The sequence below is a fragment of the Streptomyces sp. NPDC031111 genome, assembly GCF_055570675.1.
This window is the reverse complement of the sequence record NZ_JBVIGS010000001.1, coordinates 117,995-133,434: the sequence shown is the minus strand read 5'-3', so window position 1 is coordinate 133,434 and position 15,440 is coordinate 117,995. Positions and strand designations below refer to the sequence as shown.

At 69.7% G+C, this 15,440-nt stretch carries 18 protein-coding genes and 1 tRNA gene; 1 reads left to right on the top strand and 18 read right to left on the bottom strand.

All coding sequences use genetic code 11. The features are described from left to right. Positions 1-5: 5 nt before the first annotated feature. The 6 genes from ACZ470_RS00575 to ACZ470_RS00550 form a co-directional block, all read right to left on the bottom strand. Positions 6-797, bottom strand: coding sequence for a S16 family serine protease (locus ACZ470_RS00575; RefSeq protein ID WP_468423048.1), 792 nt, complete (start codon positions 795-797; stop codon positions 6-8). Between the two features lie 230 nt (positions 798-1,027). After that, entirely contained in the window at positions 1,028-1,669 is a 642-nt protein-coding gene (locus tag ACZ470_RS00570; protein ID WP_468423046.1) for an IclR family transcriptional regulator, read from the bottom strand. A 275-nt stretch (positions 1,670-1,944) separates the two neighbouring features. After that, positions 1,945-3,744 (bottom strand): DEAD/DEAH box helicase, encoded by a 1,800-nt coding sequence (locus ACZ470_RS00565; protein ID WP_468423045.1) that lies wholly within the window; start codon positions 3,742-3,744, stop codon positions 1,945-1,947. Between the two features lie 115 nt (positions 3,745-3,859). After that, positions 3,860-4,234 (bottom strand): type II toxin-antitoxin system death-on-curing family toxin, encoded by a 375-nt coding sequence (locus ACZ470_RS00560; protein ID WP_468423044.1) that lies wholly within the window; start codon positions 4,232-4,234, stop codon positions 3,860-3,862. Beyond that, positions 4,231-4,431, bottom strand: a complete 201-nt coding sequence (locus ACZ470_RS00555) for a hypothetical protein (protein ID WP_468423042.1) — start codon at positions 4,429-4,431, stop codon at positions 4,231-4,233. Before ACZ470_RS00555 ends, ACZ470_RS00560 begins: the two co-directional genes overlap by 4 nt. Before the next feature lie 42 nt (positions 4,432-4,473). Continuing rightward, positions 4,474-5,934 (bottom strand): MFS transporter, encoded by a 1,461-nt coding sequence (locus tag ACZ470_RS00550; RefSeq protein WP_468423040.1) that lies wholly within the window; start codon positions 5,932-5,934, stop codon positions 4,474-4,476. Between the two features lie 190 nt (positions 5,935-6,124). Here ACZ470_RS00550 and ACZ470_RS00545 point away from each other — a divergent pair. Further along, positions 6,125-6,196 (top strand) — tRNA-Cys (locus ACZ470_RS00545). Between the two features lie 819 nt (positions 6,197-7,015). Here the strand turns inward: ACZ470_RS00545 and ACZ470_RS00540 are convergent. From ACZ470_RS00540 to ACZ470_RS00485, 12 genes are all read right to left on the bottom strand, one after another. Continuing rightward, on the bottom strand, positions 7,016-7,405 hold the full coding sequence (locus ACZ470_RS00540) for a hypothetical protein (protein ID WP_468423038.1): 390 nt from the start codon (positions 7,403-7,405) through the stop codon (positions 7,016-7,018). 277 nt (positions 7,406-7,682) lie between these two features. Then, the gene (locus tag ACZ470_RS00535; RefSeq protein WP_468423036.1) at positions 7,683-8,966 is read right to left on the bottom strand and encodes a tyrosine-type recombinase/integrase; all 1,284 of its coding nucleotides are present in this window, start codon (positions 8,964-8,966) and stop codon (positions 7,683-7,685) included. A gap of 85 nt (positions 8,967-9,051) precedes the next feature. Continuing rightward, a complete protein-coding gene (locus tag ACZ470_RS00530) occupies positions 9,052-9,279 on the bottom strand; it encodes a helix-turn-helix domain-containing protein (protein WP_468423034.1) in 228 nt (75 codons plus the stop codon). A 340-nt stretch (positions 9,280-9,619) separates the two neighbouring features. Then, positions 9,620-11,182: a YfjI family protein gene (locus ACZ470_RS00525; RefSeq protein ID WP_468423033.1), complete on the bottom strand. Its 1,563-nt coding sequence runs from the start codon at positions 11,180-11,182 to the stop codon at positions 9,620-9,622. After that, complete coding sequence (locus ACZ470_RS00520; RefSeq protein WP_468423031.1) at positions 11,179-11,502, bottom strand: hypothetical protein; 324 nt, start codon at positions 11,500-11,502, stop codon at positions 11,179-11,181. The genes ACZ470_RS00525 and ACZ470_RS00520 overlap by 4 nt, the downstream gene beginning before the upstream one ends. Continuing rightward, positions 11,499-12,371: a bifunctional DNA primase/polymerase gene (locus ACZ470_RS00515; protein WP_468423029.1), complete on the bottom strand. Its 873-nt coding sequence runs from the start codon at positions 12,369-12,371 to the stop codon at positions 11,499-11,501. The genes ACZ470_RS00520 and ACZ470_RS00515 overlap by 4 nt, the downstream gene beginning before the upstream one ends. Further along, positions 12,368-12,997, bottom strand: coding sequence for a DNA cytosine methyltransferase (locus tag ACZ470_RS00510; protein WP_468423027.1), 630 nt, complete (start codon positions 12,995-12,997; stop codon positions 12,368-12,370). Before ACZ470_RS00510 ends, ACZ470_RS00515 begins: the two co-directional genes overlap by 4 nt. Then, the gene (locus ACZ470_RS00505) at positions 12,994-13,596 is read right to left on the bottom strand and encodes an SAM-dependent methyltransferase (RefSeq protein WP_468424021.1); all 603 of its coding nucleotides are present in this window, start codon (positions 13,594-13,596) and stop codon (positions 12,994-12,996) included. Before ACZ470_RS00505 ends, ACZ470_RS00510 begins: the two co-directional genes overlap by 4 nt. Before the next feature lie 202 nt (positions 13,597-13,798). Further along, positions 13,799-14,341 carry a hypothetical protein gene (locus tag ACZ470_RS00500; protein WP_468423025.1) on the bottom strand — a complete coding sequence of 181 codons (543 nt, stop codon included), beginning with the start codon at positions 14,339-14,341 and terminating at the stop codon, positions 13,799-13,801. 18 nt (positions 14,342-14,359) lie between these two features. Continuing rightward, the gene (locus tag ACZ470_RS00495) at positions 14,360-14,833 is read right to left on the bottom strand and encodes a hypothetical protein (protein WP_468423023.1); all 474 of its coding nucleotides are present in this window, start codon (positions 14,831-14,833) and stop codon (positions 14,360-14,362) included. 14 nt (positions 14,834-14,847) lie between these two features. After that, the gene (locus tag ACZ470_RS00490; RefSeq protein WP_468423021.1) at positions 14,848-15,042 is read right to left on the bottom strand and encodes a hypothetical protein; all 195 of its coding nucleotides are present in this window, start codon (positions 15,040-15,042) and stop codon (positions 14,848-14,850) included. Continuing rightward, on the bottom strand, positions 15,039-15,314 hold the full coding sequence (locus ACZ470_RS00485) for a hypothetical protein (RefSeq protein WP_468423019.1): 276 nt from the start codon (positions 15,312-15,314) through the stop codon (positions 15,039-15,041). Before ACZ470_RS00485 ends, ACZ470_RS00490 begins: the two co-directional genes overlap by 4 nt. Positions 15,315-15,440 lie beyond the last annotated feature (126 nt).

Genomic DNA, 15,440 nt, shown 5'->3' with positions numbered 1-15,440 from the left:
ATGGGCTAGCAGCCGGGGACGGTGCCGGTGCCCTTCTCCAGCGCGACGAGCGCGTCGACGGCGCCCTTGAGCGTGGTGACCGGGATCAGGCGCAGCCCTTCCGGGAGTTCGGACTGGGCGTCGGAGCACTCGGCCTTCGGCACCAGGAAGACGGTGGCGCCGTCCCGCTTGGCCGCCTGCGTCTTCAGGGGTACGCCGCCCACCGCGCCGACGGTGCCGTCCGCGTCGATCGTGCCCGTGCCGGCGATGACCCTGCCGCCGGTGAGGTCGCCGCCGCTGCCGTCGCCGTTCAGCTTGTCGACGATGCCGAGGGAGAACAGCAGGCCGGCGCTGGGGCCGCCGACGTCGGCGAGTTCGAGGGTGACCTCGATGTCGTCGTCCTCGCGGTTCAGGTAGGTCAGCGCGGCCCGGGTCGCCTCGTCCTGGGACTCCTTCATCTGCTCGCGGTTGTACTGCTCGATCTCCTCGACCGTGTCGCCGCTGGGGTAGACGGAGTCGCGGGGCATGACCGCCTGGTCGGTGCGGAACCAGCCGTCGATGACGTCGGGGAGGTCGACGCGGGTGTCGGGGGAGGTCGCCTCGATGGTCGTCATCCGCAACTGCCCGCTGGTCTCGCGGACGGGTGCGCCGGTGATCGTGATGACCTGGGTGCCCTTGTTCTCACCGAGCACGTTCGCGGTGAGGCCGGGCTGCGCGACGGAGAAGGGCAGCGGCGCGAGTCCCGCCGTGGCGAGCAGAGCCACGACGGGCACGGCAAGAGCGGCCAACTTCTGCGGACGCGTGAGACGAGTGAACACGAAGCCAATCTAACCTGCGACACCCCTCCGCTCTCCGCGGGCAGTCGTGCCGCAGGGCGGCACGGGTGGGCGCGACGGCACCCCGCTGGCGCCGGGCTGCGTCACCTCCCCCCGCCCAGGCACCAGCACCCGTTGCGCTGCCCGGGCGTGGGTTGCTCTGCCGGCGTTGCCGGGTGCCGCTGCGCCCACCCGTGCCGCCCCAGCGGCACGACTGCCCGCAGCTGCGGGTGTCAGCGGAGGGCCTCGGCTACCTCTCGGGCCGCGTCCATTACTCGTGCTCCCACCCGCTCCGGCACGACCTCCGACAGCATCACCACGCCCACACTGCCCTCCACCCCCGTAACCCCCAGCAGCGGCGCAGCCGCCCCGCACGCACCCGCCTCCAGCTCACCGTGGGTGAGGGTGTACCCGGGATCATCCGCGGACCGCTGCCGGGCCGAGAGGATCGCCTTCCCCGCCGCCCCCCGGTCCAGCGGATGCCGGAACCCCGCCCGATACGCCACGTGGTAGTCCGTCCACGACGGCTCCACCACCGCCACGGCCAACGCCTCCGCCCCGTCCACCAGGGTCAGATGCGCGGTCGCGCCGATGTCCTCCGCCAGCGATCGCAGCGCGGGCATCGCGGCCTCCCGTACCAGCGGATGCACCTGGCGGCCCAGCCTCAGCACCCCGAGCCCGACCCGGGCCCGTCCGCCCAGATCACGGCGTACGAGCGCGTGCTGCTCCAGTGTGGCGAGCAACCGGTACACGACGGTCCGGTTGACGCCCAGTTTGTGGGAAAGCTCGGTGACGGTCAGCCCGTGGTCCGTATCGGCCAGCAGCTTGAGGACACGCAGTCCCCTGTCGAGCGTCTGAGAGGTCTCCGCGGTCACGACGCCCACTCCTTAGTGGTGAGGTCGGCGGCCCCCTCGCGGCAGATGCGTCACCGAGTCCCGTCGGTCACGCGCTTCAGAGGCCGCCGATCGGCCGGCGGCCCGGCCGTGTCCGGGCACAGTCGCTTCACGGCTGCGCTCCGCGGCGGCGCTGCCACGGGGCGTGTGCGTAGCGGGACAGTAGCGAGCCGGTTCGGTGAGCGGAAGGCTCCGTCCAGAATCCGGGCACTCTCACAGGGAAGTGGTTCCGTTTGTCCTCATACGTACACGCGCTGTCACCGCATGCGCGTGGCCCACTCCTGCACCTTCTCGATCCGCTGGCGCAGCTGTCCCGCCGTGGCCTCCGCGGAGGGCGGGCCGCCACAGACCCGGCGCAGCTCGGTGTGGATGACGCCGTGCGGTTTGCCGCTCTGGTGGACGTACGCGCCGACGAGGTTGTTGAGCCGCTTGCGCAGCTCCATCATCTCCTTGTGGGAGACCACGGGCCGCCGCTCGGCGGGCAGTTCGAGGAGGTCGGCCTCCTCGGCGGGCTTCTTGCGGCTGTGCGCGATCTGCCGGGCCTGCCGCTTCTGGAGCAGCAGCTGCACCTGGTCGGGTTCGAGGAGTCCCGGGATGCCGAGGTAGTCCTGCTCCTCCTCGCTCCCGGGGTGGGCCTGCATCCCGAACTCGGCGCCGTTGTACATCACCCGGTCGAAGACGGCGTCGGACTCCAGCGCCTCGAAGGGCAGCATGTCCTGCTCGCCGGTGTCCTCGTCCTGCTCCCGGTTCGCCTCCTCCATCTCCTTCTCGGACTCGGCGTACGGGTCCTCCTCGCCCTCCTTCTTGGGCTTGTCGAGGACGTGGTCGCGCTCGCGCTCCATCTCGTTGGCGAAGCCGAGGAGGTCCGGGATGGTCGGCAGGAACACCGACGCGGTCTCACCGCGCCGCCGGGACCGTACGAAACGGCCGACGGCCTGGGCGAAGAACAGCGGCGTGGAGATCGTGGTGGCGTACACGCCGACCGCGAGGCGCGGCACGTCGACACCCTCGGACACCATGCGGACGGCGACCATCCAGCGGTCGTCGCCGCCGCTGAAGTCGTCGATCCGCTTCGAGGCGCCGGTGTCGTCGGACAGCACGAGGGTGGCCTTGTGGCCGGTGATGTCCCGGATGAGCTTGGCGTAGGCCCGCGCGGACTCCTGGTCGGAGGCGATGACGAGGGCGCCGGCGTCCGGGATGGCCTTGCGGACCTCGGTGAGCCGCTGGTCGGCGGCGCGCAGCACGGCCGGCATCCACTCGCCGCGCGGGTCGAGCGCGGTGCGCCAGGCCTGGCTGACGGCGTCCTTGGTCATCGGCTCGCCGAGGCGGGCCTCGATCTCGTCGCCCGCCTTGGTGCGCCAGCGCATGTTGCCGCTGTACGACATGAAGATCACGGGGCGGACGACGCCGTCGGCGAGGGCGGAGCCGTATCCGTAGGTGTAGTCGGCGGACGACCGCCGGATGCCGTCGTCGCCCTCCTCGTACACCACGAAGGGGATGGGGTTGGTGTCGGAGCGGAACGGCGTACCGGTGAGCGCGAGCCGCCGCGTGGCCGGCTCGAACGCCTCCAGGCACGCCTCGCCCCAGGACTTGGAGTCACCGGCGTGGTGGATCTCGTCGAGGATGACGAGGGTCTTGCGCTGCTCGACGCGGTTGCGGTGCAGCATGGGGCGGACGCCGACACCGGCGTACGTCACGGCGACGCCGTCGTACTCCTTGCCGAGCGGGCCCGCGCTGTACTCCGGGTCGAGCTTGATGCCTATCCGCGCGGCGGCCTCGGCCCACTGCTTCTTCAGGTGCTCGGTCGGCGCGACGACGGTGACCTGCTGCACGACGTGGTGGTGCAGCAGCCAGGAGGCCAGCGTCAGCGCGAAGGTCGTCTTACCGGCACCGGGCGTGGCGACCGCGAGGAAGTCACGGGGCTGTGCCTGGATGTACTTCTCCATCGCCCCCTGCTGCCAGGCGCGCAGCTTGCCTGCGGTGCCCCAGGGGGCACGCCCGGGAAAGGCCGGGGACAGATGGTGCGAGTGGGACGCGGAGCTGGCGGTGGTAGTCACGATCTCCGTGGGGTGGTCGAGCGGCACGATGCGTATGACAACCGGGCCACCCTACCGATGGCCCGGTGGTGTCAACGCCGGTTGGGGGCCGCGTCGCCCGAGGGTGGGACCCACGTCACAACCGTCTCAGCCGCTCCGCGATCTCCCGCACCCCGCTCTCCGCACCGGAGGCCACGTCGACGACCAGCGTGTACGCCGTGTCCTGGTCGGCTGCGACGAGGTCCACGCCGTTCACGGCGAGGAAGGTGGCGGTGGCCAGCCAGGCGGTGCGTTTGTTGCCGTCGACGAACGGGTGGTTCGTCGCGATGGCGTGGAGCAGGGCGGCGGCCTGCTCGTGCGGGTCCTCGTACGCCGCGGTGCCGAACATGCGGGCGCGCGGCCGGTGCACGGCCGAGGCCAGGAGGCCCGGCGCCCGCGTCTCGGGCGGCTGCCCGCCGAAGGCGACCTCGGCGATGGCGATGACCTCGTCGACGGTGAGGTGCCGGGTCATTCGCCGAGCCTCCTCAGCAACTCGGCGTGCTCCCGCGCGATGTGCGCGGCGATGGCACGCACCAGCTCGCCCTCGGCGCGCAGGTGGCGGCGCAGCGCCTCCTGCGCGACCTCCTCCGGAGTGCGGTCCTGCGCGTCGGCGAGGTCGTGGAGGGCCTGCTGTACGGCAGGGTCGAGGCGGATGACGAGTTCGGACATGACGGGCAGGCTACTGTCCGCGATCATCCCGCGACGAACGGTTTACGCTCCCCGCTCGCGCACTCGCGCAGCCACCCACGCCCCCGCCAGGGCCACCGCCGCCATCGGCAGGAAGACCGCGACGAAGGCGGTCGGGTGGGAGGCTGTGGTCTCCGTGGTGGCGTGGCTGAGCGTGCCGCCGCCCAGGGCCGCGAAGGCCGCTCCCCCGGCGGCCAGGAGCAGGACGTTGGAGAGGCCGTCGGAGATCTGGAGGGCGGCCGAGTTGGTGCCGGCCTCCTCGGGGGCGGAGAGGGTGAGCAGCAGGACGCTGGTGGAGGAGATCACCAAGCCCATGCCGAAGCAGCCGAAGGCCCAGGCGACGGCCACCGTCCAGGCCGGTACGGAGTGGATCAGCACGCTGGGGGCCGCCGCGATCGCCGCCGCCACCAGCACCATGCCGAGGGTCATCAGGCGCTCCCGGTACGGCTCCAGGCGGGGCCGGGACTGGACCCAGGAGCCCAGTGCCCAGGTGCCGCCGCCGGCCGCGAGGGAGAACCCGGCGAGGGTGGGGCTGAGGCCGCGCTGGGTGACCAGCATCAGCGGGACGAAGGACTCCGCCGCGATGAAGGAGCCCGCGGCGACCCCGCGCAGGAGGACGACCGAGGGCAGTCCGCGCGCGGCCCGGTAGGTGCCGCGCGGGAGCAGACCGAGCACGGCCGGGACGAGCAGGGCCACGCCCAGCGCGCCCGGCAGCAGCGAGATCCAGCGCAGGTCCTGGGCGGCGTACTGGAGCAGACCCGCGCCGAAGGAGATCGCCAGGGCCAGGCGGATGCGGCGGCCGTCGAAGGAGGCCGGGGCGTCCGTGTCGCCGTTCACCGGGCCGGACGCCAGCCGCCGTATCTGCGGCAGCGCGAGTGCCAGCGGGAACACCACGAGCACCGGTATCCCGAGGAACACCCACCGCCAGCCGATGTGCTCCGTCACCGCCCCGGACGCGAGCGGTCCGACGATCGACGGCACCACCCAGCTCGCCGCGAACGCCGCCATGATCGCCGGCCGCAGCCGCTCCGGATAGGCCCGCCCGACGATGACGTACAGCGCGACGATCACCAGGCCGCCGCCGAGTCCCTGCACGGCCCGCCCGAGGATGAACAGCCACATCGCCCCGGCCGTCCCGGCGAGCAGCAACCCGGCCGCGAACGAGGCGATGCCCCAGGTGAGCGGGGCGAGCGGGCCCCGCCGATCCGACCACTGGCCGGAGAGGACCATGCCGAACAGGCTGGTCGTGAAGTACCCCGAGAACGCGAACGCGTACAGCGACACCCCGTCCAGCTCCCGCGCGGCCACCGGCATCGCCGTGCCCACCGCGGTCGCCTCGAAGGCGATCAGCAGCACCACGGAGACGACACCGATGCTCAGTGCGCGGTAGGGACGGCTCAGCACTGTCTCGTCGGGGGGTGCGGCCGGGGAAGGGGCGTCGACGGGCTCGGCGACATCGGTGTCGCGCGGGTTCGGGGCGGTCATGACCGCCAGAGTAAGGGCCGCGGCCGGGTTTGACCCCTGTCGGGGGTCGGGACCCGCACCGGGACCTTGGTCGTAGGACCGGAACCTCCGTTCATGAACGGCGTGTGGCAGTCGCATTGCGGCCCCCGGCATTTCCTTGAGCGCCGTCTCCGCGCCGCCTTACCGTCGACGCAGTGCTTCCGCACACCACGGCCGTGTGCCCGAGTGGCTCAGGGACTCGCCTGCAAAGCGAGGTACGCGGGTTCAATTCCCGCCACGGCCTCAAGTGCTTTGACCAGGCAAAACAAAAGGGCGGCACCCCTCTGGGGCGCCGCCCTCGTACCTGTCCGTCTCAGTTCCCGTCTCAGTTGGGCATGAGGGAGGCCACCACTGGGCTAGGTCTGGACGGCTACGACCTGGTTCATCGTGATCACGAACGCTAGGTGTGCCTCTGCTAGCGGTTCGCCCAGAGACTCGTGCCGACGACTGGCCGCATCCGATACTCGACTCATGTGTTAGCCGTTGTAGTGCTCGGGTGCGGAGGCGCAGCGCCTACCTACCGCCACATCTCACGCAGCCGCCACCCTTGGACCACATCCCTCACCAAAATGGCAACGGCAGCAAGCGATGCAATCACTGCCCCTGCGGTATTGAAAAGGTCAGCAAGAACAGACACCAGCGAAAGAACCAGCGCAGTATAACCTACGGCAGTAAGACCCTCTCTACACAGAAAAGAGAATTCCCTGGATGGTCTCCTAAATAGCAATGGCGCCACCAAGAGCGTCACAGAAGAAAGCAGAAGGAGATTCTTCGTAACGGAAGTAAGATCGTCGTTAGAACTTGCGAAGATTTGGGACCAGGAAGCAAGAGCAATCGAGCCGACAAGCACTAGCGTGTTGAACTGTTGGGTAGTCTGGCCGTAAAATTCTTCATGCCGTCGCCGACGCTCATCCTGAGATTCTCCCACATGAGGGAGGGAATCAACATGCATAACAGTGAACGGATGAGACACCTTGCGGCAGAATCTTACAATCACCAAGAATCGGAGTAGGATTACCTCTACCAAGCAGGCACACAGGAAGGCGTTTACCATTAGGGCGTCTCAGATACAGGGAATGCGGGGGCACTTGTTGTCATCGTAGGTAATTCGACCATGCCTGCACTCGCCAACATCAAGTGAACCGATGGGTTCCGGGTCCACTGCGGCAAGGATCCCTCTCAACCTGCTCAAGGATTCCGCCACAGCCTCCGGATTCCCGCTCTCCGCCTGAAGTGCGATAGCGAGGCCGAATGAATTGGCGGCCTGCACCACCCACGGCAGCAAAACACCAGGGTCCGCATCTTCCGAGATTAGCGACATTGTCATATCGTAAGAGGTATGAGTTGCCGTCGAAAGCGCTTTTAGGGCCTCACTGTAATCACCCTCCGCGAGAGCTGCATTCACTCTACTCTGGACCTCATTGAGCTTTCCGAGTTCTTCTGCAGAATCCACTTCAGGTCCACCCTCTCAAACGATGGGATCTACCGAGAATCCCCTTGCGGACCACGCAAGTCGAGCATGCCGCCCATGACGCGGCCACATATCGCCTGATCGGCTGATCTGCGGCGGCATGCCCTCAGCCCATGTGTTGGCCGTCAAGCGAGCCCAGTGCGCTTACCCGGGTGTCGATACCTAGATCCAGGAGTGGAGTGCGCCGTGCAGCTCTTGGCACGGCGGAGTTTCCGGAAACGGAAGGGCGGTCTGCGATAGACCGCCCTTCCGTCTGATCTCAGTTGGCCGGTACGAGCGCCCCGGCTGCGCCGTCGTCGTCCTCGTCCGGCTGGTCAGTCTCTGGCTTCCAGATCAGGTCGTCCACCTGCCTCGCGATGTCCGTCCGTACAGCATCCACCATGTGCTGGTAGCGGGCGGCCATGGCCGTTGTCGACCACCCCATGAGGCCCATGACAGCCCGCTCAGATACACCGAGGATGAGTAGGACCGTGGCGGCCGTGTGGCGCGCGTCGTGCAGACGCCCGTCCCGGACCTTCGCCTCTGCCAGAAGCGCCTTCCACTCGGTCCAGTCCCGGCGGTGGGACGGGCTACGGCCGTGCTCATCCGGGAACACCAAGCCGTTTTCCTCCCAGCGCTTCCCGGCCGCCTGCCGCTCCGCTTCCTGCGCCTTAAGATGCGCCCGGAGTAGGTCAATGAGTTGCTCAGGAAGGCCGACCGCGCGCCGACCGGCGCGCGATTTGGTTGGGGACAACTCCGGGTTGGTGCGTCGCCTCTCCGGGCAGTAGCCGGCGGCCTTGCGTCCGCAGGGCTCCACGCACCCGTGGGCGTACTGCGGCCGGTGGCGACTACGGCGGACCACGAGGAACCCACCATCAAGGTCCACGTCCTCCCACTTGAGGGCCAGCACTTCCCCCTGACGCAGGCCGAGGGCGAGGGCAACGGCCCACCGCGCGGAATTGCGGTGCTGGTCGGCGGCCTTCAGCAACCGCTGTACCTCTTGGACGCTGTAGGGCTCCACCTCGTACTCACCCGTCTTCGGAGCCTTGGCCAACTGGACCGGGTTCTTGCCGAGATGGCCGCGCCGTACGGCCTCGTTGAGGGCGGTGCGGAAGGTGCGATGCACCTGGTGAGCAGTCGCGGGCTTGCTGCCGTTGGCATGCATCTTCGCGTAGAACGCCTCGATGTGCTCGGGCTTGAGCCTGTCGAGACGGTGGGCGCCCAAGCCGGGGATGAGGTGCTTCCGGACCGCAACGCCGTACCCGACCATCGTGTTGTCGTTGACGGCGAGGGGCGCCACGTTCTCAACCCAGTGCGTCAGCCATGCCTTGACCGTCCACGCCTTGCCGGGCTTCTTCACAGTCTTGGCGTCGCGCTGCTTCTCCAACTTGCGTACGGCGGCCGTCACTTCAGCGCGGGTCTTGCGTTCGACGTGGCGGCGGTCCGGCGTGCCGTCGTCGCGGACGCCGACGGTGACGCGGCCGTGCCATTTGCCGTCCTTGCCGAAGTAGATCGAGCTGCGGCCGTTGGGCTGTCGGGTGCGCTTCTTCTTTTCCTCTGCCACAGGCAGGCTCCTGTTTCGTGTGTGTCGGGATGGGAGCCGGGACGGCGGGCTGTCCTGTCCGGGAGTGCCGCCGCCCCGGGCGTCGTCAAGCAGCGCGTTGGGCGGTACGGAGACGGGTGACGTACTCGGGTATCGCGTCGACCGGGACCCTGCGGAGGCCTCCGACCATCACGGATTCCAGCGCGCCGGTGCGGATGAGGGCGTAACAGGTGGTGCGGCCGACGCGGAGTCGGCGGGCGGCCTCCTCGACCTTGAGGAGGACCAGGGTCGGGTCGTCGTCGACCGGGGTCGCGAGGGTGCCGTGTTCGTCCAAGGCTCACTCCTGTGGGGCTGAGTTCATGGGCAGAGGCCGCCGCACAAACCGCAAAATCCGCAGAAAAGCCGGGAGCGGGCGTTGACCTGCGGTGATGCGATGGGCGGGCGGCGGTGGGCGGTGCTCCGCAGAAATCCGCGATATTCCGCAAAAATCAGGGACGCCCTGCGGGCGAAACTGGCAGTGGGGTGTTGCTCCGTTTTTTGCGGAATATCGCGGGATTGTGCGGCGGGCCCCTCGCTGGGCCCGGGTTGGGGCTCCGCCGCAGGTCAGCAGAGGCGTCGGGGGTTTATTGCGATTTTGCGGTTTGTGCGGGCGGGGTTGTGAGGGAACGGCAGGGTTACCGGCCGCCCTGGTGCAGGACGGGATGCACCTGCAAGCGGGGCGCTGGGGGCCGACCGCGCTTGCCAGTCCGCTCGGGCTGGTACGACCGCAGGTATCCGTGGTCTTCCAGCAGGGCGAGGGCCGGTTCGAGGTCGGCGACGGTCGGAACCTCGGCGCGCGAGAGGGCGGTGAACACATCCCTCCGGCTGACGTCCTCCCACCGGTTGTCCCGCAGCGCGTCCAGCACGCTGCGGGCTCGGGACAGGACCGGGTCTGCGCCCATGACGTCGAACACGGCGAGGGCATGAGCGGTGTAGTACTCCCCCAGCTCGATGGCCGCGTTCATGATGGCCTCGGTGACCGGGTGGGCGTAGCCGTCGCCCCCGTGCTCGGCGAGGTGCAGCAGTGCGGCCATGCGGGCGGTCGCTCCGGCCAACTTCCCGGCCCAATTGGAGATGTGCCCCAGCTTCCCCCCGCGCGCCTTGAGCTGCGGCTCAACTCGCTTCTGGTAGGCAATCAGTGCCGCGTCGGCGTCGGGGGTGAGCTGGATGACCGCCGGGTCGGTCCACTCTGCGAGGGACAGCGTCAGGTCGATGACCCTCGCGGTGTAGGTGGCGGCCGTCTGCTCGGGGATCGGATCGGTGATGATCTCCCGCTCGCCCACCAGGGACACCGGCAGGGAGTACAGGAAGCGGGCCAGCAGTCCGCGTCCCTCGAACCCTTTCACCTTGCCAATGTCCCGCAGAACGTCCGGCTGCACGGCGAGGCCGATGGTCAGGGCGGGGGCGTCGATGTACTCGCGGCGGGTCTGTCGGTTGACCCTCAGCCGGTCCCCGGCATGCCCCTTGAGGAACACTTCCATGTTCGGGGCGCCTGAGTACCGTCCGGCGATGATGTCGAAGATGCCGCCCTCGGCACTCATCACCGACAGCCGGCCGCCCTGTTCCGCCATGAGCGAGGTCACCGTCTCGGGTGTCGAATCGTCCGCCAACAGGACCGGTTCGGCGGGGACGGTGAGCGTGTCGGCGGTCTGTGCGAGGCCGACGGCAGTAGCCACCATCTCATCGCGCTTGTCCGCGTCGGCGGACGCGGCCTTGGAGGCGGCCTTGTCGGCCGCTTCCTTGGCCAGCCGGGCGGTCAGCTCGGCCTCGACGATGACCGGCTTCATCGCCGTCTTGAGCTGTTTCTCAGCCTCGTACAGCGGGTTGGTCAGCAGCGCGAAGACGGCGGACTTGCGGTTGGCGGGCGGGAGGGCCACCACGGTGTAGAGGTTGGTGGGCTCGCGCCAGTTGCCGCGCACGTGGACCACCGACCGGCCGCCGGCCGCCGTGGCGAGCACGGCCAGGGCGATCGATCCGGCGAGGTCCACCGGGGTCTGCGTCTCCTCGGCGACGGCCGCCACGAACTCCCCCAACCAGGTGGGGAACACGTGCGCAGGGAACGGCGGACGCTCGCGTCGGCCGGTGAGAGGAATAGGGTCTTCCCACACCTCAGGCGCCGTCTCGTCCCCGTCGGGCGGTTCTTCCAGGGTGGGCAGTCCGGCCCACAGGTCGGGCCTGTCCACAGGCTGTGGAGTCATGCGGCTGCCCTCCCTTCGGCGGTGGTGGTGTGGGGGCAGATGCCGACGCGGACGCGGGTGGTGAGCCTGATGACGGCCGCGCGGCCACGGGCGCGTTCGTGGTGCCCGCAGGAGCACAACCAGTCCGCGACGGGCGGGTTGGTGAACTGGACTTGGAGACCCGGTTGGATGCCGGTGATGATGACCGTCTGCGAGTCAGAGCGAGGAGCAGTATGGACGCCCTTGCGGGCGGCGTTCTTCGGTTCGCCTACGGCCGCCCGTGGCGGGCCCTGTGCGGCGCCCTGACGGCCGTTTGCGGGGTTTCGGGATGCTTTGTTCATGCCGCGCGCTCCGAGGCGGTCTCAAGGCCGTTGGTGACGGCGCGGCGGGCGTAGGTCTCGGGAACGCCGACCGAGACCGCGGTGGCCACGATCTGTTCGCCGATGACGTCCAGTCCGCAGGGGCCGGGGCATGCGGTGTGCTGTGCGGCGAGGAACCGGGCAACGCCGAACGCCTGTGATCCCGCTCCGGTTTCGGTGCGGGCGCGCACGAGGGCGAGGCCGCGTTCGAGTCCGGTGCGTACGTAGCGCTCGGTGTGGCGGCACCCGGTGGCAACCGTCCGGTCCCAGGTGGCGCGGGTGGGGAGAGAAGAGGCCACCCCGTCGCGCGCGGGGGTGGTTTCTTCCTTCACCACCAGGTCGCGGACGGCCGACGGCAGGTCGGTCATACGGCCGGTTCCGGGGCCGAGCCAACGGGCGTACTGCATGAGCGACTTGACGTCCACCCCCGGCCGCACGGCGTTGGCCGACCGCATGGCACCCCGGTAGATCCAGTGTTCGCCGCGCGTCGTCTGCAGGGTCCGGGTGGCGGGCAGGGTCTCGCGGGCCCATGCGACGGCCGCCGCGTTGTCGAGGTCGACCACGGTCAGCCCGGCCCCGCCGGGGTGGTAGGCGACGGCCACGGCCTGGCGCCATGCCATGGCCCATGCGGGCGAGGTGATGACGCTTGGGTCGGTGGTGGCTGCGGCCCACGCGTGGCAGACGCCGGGGCACCGGCAGGGGCCGGCGCTCTTCATGTTCGGCCGCCCGCCGCACGCGTTGCCCGCGCACGCGCGGCAGTTCCCGAACGGCACCTTGCCCTGCCGCAGCGGCAGCGGGGGAACGCCCACCGCAGCCAGTTGCAGAGCGGTGCGCAGATGGGTGGGGGTCATGCGGCGGTCCTCCCTTCCAGGGCGAGGAACTGGGTGGCGATCCACTGGGAGTAGGCGGGCGGGACGGCCTGCCGGGCTTCGAGGTTGGTCATCCAGGTGCAGCCCATGGCGTCGGCGTAGGCACGCTCGCCCTTGTGCTCGAACGCCAGCAGGCCCTTGTGGTGCCAGCAGGGCGGGACCAGGTCCCCGCCCCCGCCCCACGACGTCTCGAACGCGCGGTGACGGCGGACGCTGAGGCCGAACTGGGTGCCGCACAGCAGGTAGTCCGGCCTCAGCGGCGCCTCGGGAACGTTCTCGATGACCCACGGCAGCCCGGACGCTTCCAGCCGCGCGCGGCCGGGGGTCAGCAGGTCGGGGTGCTCCGCACGGCTGCCGCGCCACGCGGTGACCTTGGCGAAGTGCTGGCACGGCCACGACGCGTGGACCAGGTCGAAGCCGTCCAGCGGGAAGGTCAGGGCGTCGGCCTGGTGGAAGGTGAAGGGGTAGTTCGGCTGCGGGCGGTTGTCGACGCCGACCACGTCGAACCCGGCGAGGTAGTAGCCCATGGACAGGCCCCCGGCCCCGCAGCACAAGTCCAGCACCCGCAGCCCGTTGGGCCGCCGCAGCGGCAGTACGCGCGCGCTCATGCCGCCGTCCTCAGCGCGAGCGCGGCGAGGAAGCTGCGGCCAAGCCATTCGGTGTAGGCGGGCGGGATGCACTCGCGGATGCCGTCGCGGTTCATCCACTCAACGTCCATCACCTTCCGGGCGAGGGCGACGCCGGAGAAGTTGCCGACGAACTGGCCGTAGTGGCCGGGCGGGATGGGACGGCCCATCTTGGCCTGCGGCACGGTGTGGGCAGGATGCGGGAGCTGTGGCAGGTTCAGCAGTCCGCCGGCTTCGAAGTAGCGGTGCCGGTAGGTCTCCAGGCCGAACATGGGCCCGCACAGCATCACCGGACGGTGCAGCTTCGGCATGGCGCCCCGTACGTTCTCGATGACCCACGGCCGTCCGGTGGACTCCAGCGCGGCGCGGGTAGGGGCGATCAGGTCGGGGTGGTCGTTGCCCTGGATGCGCTGGCAGTCGCTGTCGTGCTGGCACGGCGGCGAGGCGTGGATGAAGTCGAACTCTGCCCCGTGCTCGCGGATGAACGCGACCGCTTCGGCCTGCACGAAGGTGAAGGGGTAGCGGGGCTGCGGGGCGATGTCGACGCCCACGACGTCGAACCCGGCGAGGTGGTAGCCCATGCTCGCGCCACCCTGGCAGCAGAACGCGTCCAGCAGACGCGGTCGGCTCCGGTGACTCGTCTGGGTGGCGCGGCCCGAGGGGCCCTCGCCGAATACGTGGAGTTGGGCCATGCTGTAGGTCTCCTGTTCTGCTACGTCGGGATACGGAGACCGAGGGCGGTGGGCTGTCCTTGTCCGGGAGTGCCGCCGCCCTCGGGCGTTGCTAGTGGTCGGGGTCCGGGTGCATGAGGCAGTCGCCCTCGCCGAAGTCGTCGCAGACGCACCGGGCCCGCTGGGCGTACTGCTGGCGGACGTAGCCGCGCGGGTCCTTCTCGGCTTGGTCTGCGAGGTGCGGGGCGATGTGCGGCCGGTCGATGTCGAGCAGCATCACAGCCGCCGCGAGCGCGGTTTCCCTGGCGCCGCCGTCGTTGAAGACGTCGGGCTCATCCAGCAGCGCGATGCGGTCCAGCAGCGCGGCCTTGCGCAGGTAGTAGTCCCGGTCCAGCTCGGTGAAGCACTCAGCCGTGGCGAGGGTGCGGGCGGTCCAGCCGATTTCGCTGATTACGCTGGGCGCGAGGGCGTACGCCGCGTCCGGGGCCGGGTAGGGCTCGGGGGCGGGGCGGTGGTCGGCCGTGACGTACAGGCGGGTGCGCTTACCGTCGCGGGCGGGGTACTGGCGCACGGTGCCGGTGATGAACGCAGCACCGAGCGCGGTGGTGATGCGGTCGATGTCGGCCGGGTCGCAGATGATGCGGATGTCGAACACAGGTGGTTCCCCCTCTGGTCAGCCGTTGAAGGTGCTGCGCTTGATGACGGCCTTGCGGATGTTGACCGTGCTGCCTCGCCCGCCGCTGATGGCGCGGACGGGCATACGCCACGCGAGCACGGCGAGGGCGATCCACATCGCGGCGCCGGAGGTGAACCCGGCGGCGGCGTTGATGACCTCGCCGACGCCCCAGCCGACGCCGACCGCGAGGGCGCCGCCGCCGATCCCGGCGCCGACGAAGCGCTGAGCGATCGGGTCCAGCAGCGGCAGCGGGGTCAGGTCGCGCGGCTCCGGCATGGGCATGGGCGGCGGGGCGAGGTGTTTGGGCATGGGGACCATGCGCCCGTAGGCGTCCGGCACCCACACCACGGGGCCGCGTTCCGCGGCCAGTTCGACGGCCGTTGGGTCGGGCGCGTACAGCTCCAGCGACGCCGGGTCGTACGCGGGGGCGGTCGGCAGGTCCGGCCGCAGGGCGGGGACGTGTTCGTTCATGACGGGGGCTCCTGTCAGTTGCCGAGTGCGCTGGCCGCGTCGGCGGCGGCCTTGACCAGGTCGCGGATGGGCTCGTACGCGCCGGTCCCGGCGGCGAAGAAGCCGAACAGGAACAGGACGATGGCCGGGCCCGCTCCGGCGGACTTGGTCTTGACGGCGAGGGCGGAGGCGGCGCCGAACAGCAGCACGGCGGAGATGTCGAAGATCATCGGAAGCCTTCCGGTCGGGGGGTGTCGGTGCCGGCGCGGTAGATGCGGGCCCAGCGGTTGTAGAGCCAGCGGCCGACGCGTATGCGCTTGCCGGTGGCCTTGCAGCGGCGGCAGTCCTTGCCGCGCTTGAGCCGTCCCTTGCGGTCGGTCTTGAGCGCGTGGCCCATGCCACGGCACTTACGGCAGTCGCCAAACGGCGAGGCCGCACACAGCCCGACGTAACTGAGAGTGACGAGTGCCAGGCAGGCGATAGCAAGCAGGATGGGGGTCATGAGGGGCCCTTCCAGGCGGTTTCCAGGGGTTTCCGCACGTAGGGTGCTATCCGCTAGAACACTGGTGGGGGCGGGTTTGGGGTGCTAGCGGGGGTGCTACCGGTAGCAGGTGTGGGTGCTACCGGT

Coding starts and splice junctions, on each gene's coding strand:
- ACZ470_RS00560 (WP_468423044.1), bottom strand. CDS start 4,234: ATGACCCGGCACCTCACCGTCGACGAGGTCATCGCCATCGCCGAGGTC.
- ACZ470_RS00555 (WP_468423042.1), bottom strand. CDS start 4,431: ATGTCCGAACTCGTCATCCGCCTCGACCCTGCCGTACAGCAGGCCCTC.
- ACZ470_RS00550 (WP_468423040.1), bottom strand. CDS start 5,934: ATGACCGCCCCGAACCCGCGCGACACCGATGTCGCCGAGCCCGTCGAC.
- ACZ470_RS00525 (WP_468423033.1), bottom strand. CDS start 11,182: ATGACTCCACAGCCTGTGGACAGGCCCGACCTGTGGGCCGGACTGCCC.
- ACZ470_RS00520 (WP_468423031.1), bottom strand. CDS start 11,502: ATGAACAAAGCATCCCGAAACCCCGCAAACGGCCGTCAGGGCGCCGCA.
- ACZ470_RS00515 (WP_468423029.1), bottom strand. CDS start 12,371: ATGACCCCCACCCATCTGCGCACCGCTCTGCAACTGGCTGCGGTGGGC.
- ACZ470_RS00510 (WP_468423027.1), bottom strand. CDS start 12,997: ATGAGCGCGCGCGTACTGCCGCTGCGGCGGCCCAACGGGCTGCGGGTG.
- ACZ470_RS00505 (WP_468424021.1), bottom strand. CDS start 13,596: ATGGGCTACCACCTCGCCGGGTTCGACGTCGTGGGCGTCGACATCGCC.
- ACZ470_RS00495 (WP_468423023.1), bottom strand. CDS start 14,833: ATGAACGAACACGTCCCCGCCCTGCGGCCGGACCTGCCGACCGCCCCC.
- ACZ470_RS00490 (WP_468423021.1), bottom strand. CDS start 15,042: ATGATCTTCGACATCTCCGCCGTGCTGCTGTTCGGCGCCGCCTCCGCC.
- ACZ470_RS00485 (WP_468423019.1), bottom strand. CDS start 15,314: ATGACCCCCATCCTGCTTGCTATCGCCTGCCTGGCACTCGTCACTCTC.